This window comes from Mycobacterium sp. KBS0706 (assembly GCF_005938675.2).
Lineage (GTDB): Bacteria > Pseudomonadota > Alphaproteobacteria > DSM-16000 > Inquilinaceae > Inquilinus.
On sequence record NZ_VCCH02000188.1, the window covers coordinates 1 to 6,682 of the forward strand.

Consider the following 6,682-nt stretch of genomic DNA (forward strand, 5'->3'; position numbering starts at 1 on the left):
AAGCCTCCGGGAAGCTCCATCTCCTTTTCCAAAAGGTCTCTTACGGCTTCCGAAGATCCCAGCATCGGCCCCAATCGGGCCTTTGCGCCCATATGAATCGCCATGGCTTCACCCGAGAGCACAACATCGGAGCGTCTGGCCGAACTTGTCCGTCTTCAGGCGGAGAGGGCCCGCGCCAACGGCCACAAGCCGGGCCAGATGGTCGAGGGCGCGGAGATTATCGTGATCCGGCGGAATCCCGAGAGCGGCCGGAGGGAGTACGGCCTCCTCAAATGGGGTTTTGTGCCCCAGGTCGCATTCTGTCCGTTCCTTCGGTGCCCTGCTCGAACCATTGATGAACGGAACTCGGGACCGCAGGTTGCTGAACGATTTGCGCCGGGATCCGAACGCCGCCATGGCAATCGTCGCCATGGGCGAATTTGGCCGTCGCTGGGTGGTGGTCATGCGACGGCATTCGGTAGAGCGATGCTGTTTTGGCATACGCCGGCGCGCCCTGCCACGGGAGAACTCCCGATGGCTGGGATTTTGATAAAATTAACCGCGCTCCTCCGCTGCAATGAATAAAATAATATCGACGCAACCTGGGATGAACTGCAGTATTATGGTTGGGAACGATGCCATTTGTCTGATGTGAAATGATTCCTTGACTGATAAAACAAGAGTGGTTAGAGGGTTTGCATTCGCCATTCGGGACGTTTGGAATCGATGTGTCAAATAATCCTAGCCGACTACTGATGCATGCGCCACGACGTGGCCCGCGAAGCTGACGTGATTCCGTTTATTCGACAATGATGCTAGCAGGAGGTCATCCATGAGCAAGCCTGAGCCAAACGAAGGTTACGGATTCGGCGCATCCGTGCCGTTTCCCGCACTAGCGCCATTTGGCGCACCGATCGCCAAGACTTTCGCCCGAGCCGGCGAGGCCTACGCGAAGGCGTGGTTGGAATGGCAGGAGGAGCTGGTCGGCTTTGTCAGCACGCGGCTGCGCGAGGATCTGGACCTTCGCAAATCGATCGTCGGACAGCCGAACCTGTCCGAAGCGATCAAGCTTCAGCAGGATTGGGCGATCGCCGCGGTGCGCGACTATCTCGACGAAGCCAGCAAGCTCGGCGAGATCGTAAGCCGGTTTGTCCGCGATGAGGCATCGTCCTGGTCCGAGACGGCGCAGTCGCTTCTGGGGCAGAGCGCACCGCAGGGGAGCGCCAAGTCCCCGCGCGCAAGTGTCGCCGCGGAGTAGGCAGGTGGCGTGGACGAAGGAGGGCGCCTTGGCGACGACCCAGAGCATCACCTCGATGCCGTTGGATCGGCTGAATGGCCTGCTTGCCTGCTGGGGCGCGCCGGATGTGATGGCGGGCACCGTCATCGAGACGCGGGTGAAGCGCTTTCGGGCCGCCGCGGCCGATCTGCAGAAAAGCTACGGCGACGTCTGCGACGGCCAGACGGACGTGCTGATCGCGACCAATGCCCATTCGCTTCAGGATGCCTGTCGCTCACGCCACCCACGGGACGTCACCGCCGAGACAGCCATCCTTGCGGTCGTCTTGGACGCAATCCAGCTACAGGCTCAGATCTGGACGGGCCTCACGTACAAGATCCTAGAGCGCTGCGCCGCGCTGGTGAGCGAACCGGCCGACGAGCGTCATGCACCCGCTAGAGAAGAGCGTGAGACCACGCCGCCTCTAGGGTGGCTGCCCGCCCAGGATGTGGGCGGCCAGACCGCCCCCCTTTCTCTGGTCCAGCCCGAACAGAGCGAACGCAGGGTCTCGCGCCGGTCGTCGACGCGTCGCACCGGCGGTCGGATTGCCGCCGCCTCACAGGCCCTCGATCCCGCACCCGACGTCGATCGGGCAACGGGCTGCGCGGAAGCCGCGGCCACCGTGCTCAGCGCGGATGGGGCTGCAAACGCGTCCGGTCCCGACCGGGAGGCAATGCCCGCCCTCGGCATCGGGGCCGAGCCGGCGAACCTGAGTCAGCCGCGCCCGGCGGACTCGACCCGGCCGGGTCCGCAAATGTGGGCGATCTCGGCGATCCAGGCCCGGTAGAAGCCGCGGATCTCGAGGCCGATGAGCCAGCCGCCGCGACCATGGCTTGATGGCCCGGTCGACGCAACGCGCTGGCAAACCCAGAATTCAGCAAACGCCATCGTCGGTCGTCCACCTCAGCGGCGACCACTTGAATCGGCCGACCAGGGTGCCCGACGATCTGCCCTCCGCTCACATTCACGGTGAGCTCGCCTCGGGTGATCGCGTCGCCGGCCTGGTCGTGCGGATACCAGCCATCGCGATGGTCTACAGCGATGGGTTGGGCACGGCGAAAGCCAAACACTCCTCTTTGCAATGGAGACGCATCATGTCCAGGGTCACGGATGTTCTTGTTGCCTTTGATACGGGGACCATTCTTCAGAAGTACGTGAATCCGAGCAAGAATCCAGACAGCCCCACTCTCATCGACTTCCACCATGTCTACATGATCACCAATCAGGAGAATGTGATCAGCGGGCAGGCGGGCGGCGAGCTCGACCTGAAGGCCCAGGTCGGGGACTTGATCCGTTGGCGCGAGACGAGCCTGTCCCTCGGATTCGAGAAGTCGGTGATCTTCTACCGCTTCATCGGAAACGTCGGGAACGAGCTGATCTCCACGCCAACCCCGCGGAAGGCGGAGGCTTCGATCGCTCAGCCCAACACCAGCAATCCGTCCGTGCCGACGTGCCTGAAGATAGCCAACTACTATTGGTCCTCGGAAACCTTGGCCATCGGCCGCGTTACCTACCATTTCAACTTCATGATCGTCGATCGCAATTGCAACGCGATGGGATATTTCTCGTGGGATCCATTCATCACCATCCACAATTGAGGCGGATGGCCATCGTGGCGTGATTCCCGAGCCTCCTTGCTCCCACGTATCGGGATCAGGGAGGCTTGCGGGCCTCGGCAACGGCCGTGACCAACCACCGTCGATACCCATCGCGGGTGCGGAGCACGCGGTGCTGACGGGCGCCGACCTCGCCGTCATTCCTGGCCGGATCGGACAGCCGCTTCTCCGCGTCGATCCAGAGACCGGGCGGCACCCCGCAGGGCCTCCCGTCACAAGAGAGACTAATCGACCGATCCGTCGCCAGCGCCACCCTGTTCGACTGACCTTGAGGATTTTGGTTGTCGAGCGTCCCACGGTCAGGAAGGGAAGCAGCAATGCCCAAAGAAAGATCCACCGCCAAGACAGAGCACTCCGAGTCCCGCGTTGCTGTTCTCGTCATCGTTGACGCGGAGACGCTGCTGTCACGGTATCCGCACGCCAGCCTCTCGTCCGATACGCCCACACTCGTCGATGGCGCGCATCTCTACGTTCTGGCGGCGCGCGATGGCGGGCCGCTCGGGAGGAATGACAGCCACCTCGATCTGGCCGTGAAGCCTGGAGTCCATCTCCGGATCCGCGGAAATGCCTTGGCCTTGAGAGGGGAGCACATCGTCCTGTTTCACCGGATGGCGCAGGACAACGCTGATGTCCTCTCTCCCTTTGAGCTTGTCCTGCGTGAGGCTTTGACCGTCCCGACGGCGAACGCCGACAGTCTGCTGGAACCGGGCAGCCAAGGCATCAACGACCATTTCTGGCGGAGCCAAGTGCTGGCACATGGCGAGGCGGCTTGCGATCTGGATTTCATAGTTTTGGACAAGGATTGCGCGATACTCGGATATTTCCGATGGCGTCTCCAGATCAGCATCTCGGGCCTCGGACAGACACCGTAGTCGAGCCGCATCAGCTCGATAGTGACGCGGCCATTCAATTCCGATTTGACCGGTTCTAGGAGTGACGTTGCTGGCGTCTCAAGAAGACAAGCGATGCAAAGGCGCTGACGATTTGCGAGAAACTGATAACGGACTATCGCGATTATTAATAATAAAGTTGAATGGTGCACAAATCCGCAGCGGCACAGTATTTGATGGTTGCGCTATCTTAGTAATTGGAGCACAATCAACCTGCGAATAGTCGCGTTCAAATTTTGCTTCAAATATGAGAGGAACGAACAATGTCTGCAACCTACACCGAGACACTTGCCTTGCTGAGCGCGGGGCAGACCGTGACCTTCAGCGCCTTCACCCAGTCGAGCAACAGCTACACCTTCACCCTGACCGACCAGGTCGGGACGGTCTACCTCACTAAGGAGGTCGGCGGCGTCAACTGGACCCCGACAGCCGGGGCTGTGGCGATCCCATCCTCCGCTGCCTGGCCGGTCTACCTCACCATCACCGGTGCCGGCGGCAACGTCCTGAGCGTGCTGTCGGATTTCGCCACGGCGGCCTCCTCCAGCGCCACCTACATCGCCAGCTACCTCGTAGCGGTGGATGACGGCGGCACCAGCGCCGACAAAGACTTCAATGACCTGGTGCTGACGCTGAACATCTATCGATCCGTCGGGTGACGCTCGCGTCTAACTGAGGTGTGGCCGGCCCAATGCACCGCGTCGGACGCAAGACGACGCCTGAAGAAGGCTGGCCGGCCCCACCTCTTCGCAGGTCTTCCTCGACCTGGAAGACCAAATCAGCGAATCCTGTTGCGCCAACGTCTCGAGCGCCGGCCTCTCAGGTTGATCGCGTCGAGCCTCGCGAATCCGGGAATTCGCGGTCGTACCCTGCCGGACCGACTGCCTCAATGGTAATGAGCGCGTCCGGTTGGATATAAATACTGTCGTATGACGGAGTATCCCGCCGCGTCGGCTGGTTTGGCCTTGTTCGGACTTTTGATGTTGTGATCGACCGACTTAGGAAGATCGCCATGACAATTCGATCCGTGTCAACCGCGGATCTCTCGTGGCAGTCATCCTCTCCTCCCATTGCAAACGAGAAATACGATGAAAGCCGCTGAAATCATGAAGCCGCATCCTCCGGCCGTGTGGTCCGACCTGCCGATCGTGGCGGCGGCGCAGATCATGCTCGGATGCGCGGTGAATACTCTCGCGGTTGTTGATCCTGCCGGCAAGATGGTCGGCATGATCACCGCCGATGACCTGATAGGACGGGACGGAACGCCCCTCAATGACGGGTCCGATATCCTTACCAGGCCCGCCCGGCTGGCCACCATCGATAATCGTCGCGTTGGCGATGTGATGACCCGAGACTTCGCCTCTGTCCGCGAGGATGCTGAGGAGGAGATTTCCTGCCTGATGCGGAATCGGCGGCTCGAGGGCATAGCCGTACTGGGGAGGCTGTTGGGTTTTGCGAACCGCACGGATCTCCGTCTGCGCCGGCTGACAAGCCGCGTCAAGGCGCGCGCCGAGAAGCGTGATGACGACGAGGCTGTCCGCGAGCGAATCTTTGCCGAGATCTCATGCCATCTCTGGGCTCGGATCGAGGGTGTCTACGTTGATGTCGAGAATGGCGTTGCCCGGATCAGCGGTATCGTCACCGACGAAGCCGTGCGAGATGAACTGCGCATTGTCGAGAGCGTGTCCGGGGTCACGCGCTTTGTCGACAGTCTGCTCCTCTCCGATCCGGCCACTGGCGACTTATTGCCATAACCGGGGGTAACCGGGTGATCGCAGATCCGCCACATACGTTCGGACACGGCGGTTCCGCCGCGACAGCGGGAAAGTCGAAGCTCGGCCGCACCGACGAGAGAATCAACGCGACTGTCCGTCGTCAGGCCGCCATAGCGAGCATGCCTCAGCTCGGGTGCCAATCTGGCACCGCAAAGCCGGCGTCTTATCGGCAGACTCTACAGGCGTACGGGTGGGGCTGGCGGCCTTCATGGCCTGACCCCCGTCGCAATGTTCCCAGCAGCCGGACATGGCTCCGGAGCCTGGGAGGCCATCCAGGCCGCCCCGTGCGTTCCAGGGGCAGAGGTAGATCATGGCGTCCGCAACACCACCGCACAATGGTGGCGCGGAACGCGAGCGCGGTCAGCGGGCCGACACCCGGCGCCGTCATCAACTGGCGGCAGACCGGTTCGTCGCGCACGATGGCAAGGATCCGCTTGGTCAGCTGGGCCAGCTCGCGGACCATCGTCGCGATGATCGCCAGCAGCGACGTCACCAGAGGCTTCAGCACCGGATCTTCACCGGCGAGGTCACGCACCCGGGCGGCGAAGTCCTTCCGGCTCGGGGTGCCGAGCTTCAGCCCCGCCTCACGCAACAGCGCCCGGACGCCGTTCTCCATGTCGCGCATCTTGTTCAGCACCGTCCGCCGCGCCACCAGCAGCGCCCGCCACGACCGGCTCTGAGCGCTCTTCACGTGCACCACGCGATACCAGCCGGTCCGCATCATCTGTGCCAGACCGCGGGCATCGTTGCGGTCGGTCTTGTTCGGCATGGTCTTCATCACCGCCCGGGCCTGCCGTGTCTCGATGCACAGCGCCGGCAATCCTGCCTCGGTCATCCCCTCGTGCAGCCAGGCCGACAGCGAGCACGCCTCCAGGCCGATCCGCTCCAGCGGCAGGTCCAGCTGGTTGAAGAAGGCGATCAGAGCCGTCGGCTCACTCGCCACCCGCGTTTCCCGGACGATCCGTCCGCCCTCGTCGACCACGCACACCGCGGTCTCTTCCAGCGACACGTCCAAGCCGGCATAATACTTCATGGCTGCTCCCTCGATGCTTGTGGCCGATCCGCTCGGACCACGTTCCATCATCCTGAGTGGAGCAGCCACCCCTCGGCTCATACCAAGGGCCCTGGAGATAGACTCTGTGGGATTCC

At 62.2% G+C, this 6,682-nt stretch carries 6 protein-coding genes and 1 pseudogene; 6 read left to right on the top strand and 1 reads right to left on the bottom strand.

The window, feature by feature from the left end; all coding sequences use genetic code 11:
* The first annotated feature begins 811 nt into the window (after positions 1–811).
* The 6 genes from FFK22_RS40395 to FFK22_RS40420 all read left to right on the top strand — a co-directional run bounded on the left by FFK22_RS40395 (position 812) and on the right by FFK22_RS40420 (position 5,512).
* On the top strand, positions 812–1,237 hold the full coding sequence (locus FFK22_RS40395; protein ID WP_138893474.1) for a phasin family protein: 426 nt from the start codon (positions 812–814) through the stop codon (positions 1,235–1,237).
* A 28-nt stretch (positions 1,238–1,265) separates the two neighbouring features.
* Positions 1,266–2,042, top strand: a complete 777-nt coding sequence (locus FFK22_RS40400; protein ID WP_138893473.1) for a hypothetical protein — start codon at positions 1,266–1,268, stop codon at positions 2,040–2,042.
* Positions 2,043–2,190: 148 nt separating this feature from the next.
* Positions 2,191–2,853, top strand: coding sequence for an inclusion body family protein (locus tag FFK22_RS40405; protein ID WP_221939252.1), 663 nt, complete (start codon positions 2,191–2,193; stop codon positions 2,851–2,853).
* 335 nt (positions 2,854–3,188) lie between these two features.
* The gene (locus FFK22_RS40410; protein ID WP_138893472.1) at positions 3,189–3,743 is read left to right on the top strand and encodes an AidA/PixA family protein; all 555 of its coding nucleotides are present in this window, start codon (positions 3,189–3,191) and stop codon (positions 3,741–3,743) included.
* 281 nt (positions 3,744–4,024) lie between these two features.
* Positions 4,025–4,417, top strand: a complete 393-nt coding sequence (locus FFK22_RS40415; protein WP_138893471.1) for a hypothetical protein — start codon at positions 4,025–4,027, stop codon at positions 4,415–4,417.
* A 429-nt stretch (positions 4,418–4,846) separates the two neighbouring features.
* Entirely contained in the window at positions 4,847–5,512 is a 666-nt protein-coding gene (locus FFK22_RS40420; RefSeq protein ID WP_138893470.1) for a CBS domain-containing protein, read from the top strand.
* 349 nt (positions 5,513–5,861) lie between these two features.
* On the opposite strand, the pseudogene FFK22_RS40425 reads toward FFK22_RS40420, so the two are convergent.
* A pseudogene (locus tag FFK22_RS40425) lies at positions 5,862–6,566 on the bottom strand (IS110 family transposase); the annotation flags it as partial.
* Between the last annotated feature and the right edge of the window lie 116 nt (positions 6,567–6,682).

Bases quoted from the DNA above. Each gene is read 5' to 3' on its own strand.
- FFK22_RS40415 (WP_138893471.1), top strand. From the start codon at position 4,025: ATGTCTGCAACCTACACCGAGACACTTGCCTTGCTGAGCGCGGGGCAG.
- FFK22_RS40410 (WP_138893472.1), top strand. From the start codon at position 3,189: ATGCCCAAAGAAAGATCCACCGCCAAGACAGAGCACTCCGAGTCCCGC.
- FFK22_RS40420 (WP_138893470.1), top strand. From the start codon at position 4,847: ATGAAAGCCGCTGAAATCATGAAGCCGCATCCTCCGGCCGTGTGGTCC.
- FFK22_RS40395 (WP_138893474.1), top strand. From the start codon at position 812: ATGAGCAAGCCTGAGCCAAACGAAGGTTACGGATTCGGCGCATCCGTG.